The organism is Streptomyces sp. NRRL WC-3549 (assembly GCF_000721935.1).
Lineage (GTDB): Bacteria > Actinomycetota > Actinomycetes > Streptomycetales > Streptomycetaceae > Streptomyces.
In genome coordinates, this window is record NZ_KL585471.1 from 2531 (window position 1) to 2966 (window position 436).

Annotated in this window: 1 protein-coding gene; it reads right to left on the bottom strand. The window is 66.7% G+C overall.

All coding sequences use genetic code 11. The annotated features are described in order from the left end of the window. Positions 1–436, bottom strand: a 436-nt coding sequence (locus tag IH13_RS41890; RefSeq protein ID WP_158791549.1) for an SDR family NAD(P)-dependent oxidoreductase, incomplete at both ends; no start/stop codon positions are given.

Consider the following 436-nt stretch of genomic DNA (forward strand, 5'->3'; position numbering starts at 1 on the left):
CGGAGGAGAACAGCGTGAACATCGACAGATCCATGCCACGCGTCAGCTCATGCAGATGCCACGCCGCATCGACCTTCGGCCGCAACACCGCAGCCAACCGCTCCGGCGTCAACGACGACACCACACCGTCATCCAGCACACCCGCCGTGTGCACCACACCCGACAACACAGACTCCGGGGCAACACCCGCCAGGACCCCGGCCAACGCCGCACGATCCGCCACGTCACACGCAACGAAACGAGCCCGCGCCCCCAACCCCTCCAACTCCGCCACCAGACCAGCCGCCCCCGGAGCATCCACACCCCGACGACTCACCAACAACAGATCCCGGACACCACGCTCCACCACCAGATGACGCGCCACCAAACCACCCAGCACACCACTGGCACCCGTCACCAGCACCGTGCCCCCACCGACCTCAACACCACCACCACC